Genomic DNA, 1,551 nt, shown 5'->3' with positions numbered 1-1,551 from the left:
GGGCGTTAACCCAAACAATAGCACAAATTGCTAAGACATTGGATATGCAAATAACCGCTGAGGGTGTGGAAACGGAGCAGATGTTGCAATTCTGCCAATCAATTGGTTGCGATTTTATTCAAGGGTATTATTTTTATAAACCAATGCCGGCAGCCGATTTTTATGCATTAGTTCAAGCGCCATTGTCATGATAAAGTTGTTTAACTCCAGGCAACCTGGCTTCGCCCCTGCTGCTTGGCCCGATATAAAGCGGCATCTGCCCGTTCAAACAGACTGCGGAAATTATCACCCTGCTGCAGCGCTGCCACTCCAAAACTGGCAGATACCTTTAGCTGCTCTGCTAACTCGATCTGCCGCAAACGCTCAATGATTCGGTTACCAATGGTGACCACAGCCTCATTCACCGTATTGGGTAAAATCACCACAAACTCATCGCCACCATAGCGACCAATAATATCTGCGGGTCGTAACAGGTGCTGAGCGTGCCGGCAGGCTTGTCGCAGCACCTCATCACCAACACTATGGCCATACTGGTCATTTATCTGCTTAAAATGATCAATATCAAACACCATCAGACACAACGATTCATTTTGTTGCAAACTACGACTGATTTCTAAGTCCGCCCGTTGCTGCAGATAACTTCTGGAAGCAACCCGGGTTAAGGTGTCTGTTGATGCCACTAACCGCAGCTGATTATTCGAGGCCATTAGCGTTGGCACGGCTAAACCAAATAACGCATTGGCCGCTATAACATTGATAGCAAACTGATACACCATAACATGGTCCATTAATCCCAATAGATTGACCAATAAAGCGATAAGAAAACTGCTCATCGCCAGACTCACTACCGTGATAAAAGGCGTTTCTGTGCAGGCAATCCACATATGGGGGATCACCAGAAAAAAGATGGCAAAAGCACTTTCTGAGCTGCGGCTATACCAGGCAATTAACATAGCAAAAATCAGCATTACTATGGTCAGGCCCAATTTATATTTAAATTGGGGTGACGCTAACTTGGAGTGGGTACCGATCACCGTATGAATATCAAATTTCGTCTGTGGAAACAGATGCAGCAAAATACTGGCAAACAGGGGGGCAATAACCACGACGCCAGCCATATCTCCTATCCAGAATGGCAACCAGGTTGTTGCAACATCGGCTGCCGGCATTAACCCGGTAAGCACCAGTGAGGTCAGAACTGTTACTGTTGCCAGTAGTGAGCAGCCTACAGCAAGCACCAGAAAGCTGACAACAAAAAGCGGCAGATTATACTGGGAAAGGCCGCTGAGCTTTCTAAGCGTCACAGCGCCTAAATAGTAGGGCAAAATATGAGCAAAACCAAATAGCAGACCGGCTTCAATAAGCTGGCCGCTGCTCATACCAATATCGTATTGAAAAGCTGTCCAGAAGGTAATAATAATGGCTGCAATTAAAATAGCAGGTATCGCCCTGATACCCACCACCAGCATGGCAGCACAAGTCAGGCCCGCCACCGGAAACCAGACTGAAGCGTGCGGCGCATATTCGACCAGCAAACCCAAAGCCCATACT

2 protein-coding genes are annotated in these 1,551 nt (G+C 46.9%); one reads left to right on the top strand and one right to left on the bottom strand.

Annotated features, from left to right (window positions below):
- Positions 1-191 (top strand): EAL domain-containing protein (locus ABY802_RS16915; protein WP_372628284.1); only part of this gene is annotated, 191 nt, incomplete at its 5' end.
- A gap of 9 nt (positions 192-200) precedes the next feature.
- On the opposite strand, the gene ABY802_RS16910 is transcribed toward ABY802_RS16915, so the two are convergent.
- On the bottom strand, positions 201-1,551 hold a 1,351-nt coding region (locus tag ABY802_RS16910), incomplete at its 5' end, for a diguanylate cyclase (protein ID WP_372628283.1).

Source organism: Arsukibacterium sp. (assembly GCF_041616895.1).
In the GTDB taxonomy this organism is placed as follows: Bacteria; Pseudomonadota; Gammaproteobacteria; order Enterobacterales; family Alteromonadaceae; genus Alishewanella.
Note: the sequence above shows the minus strand (reverse complement) of the source record. Positions and strands in the feature narration are given on the sequence as shown.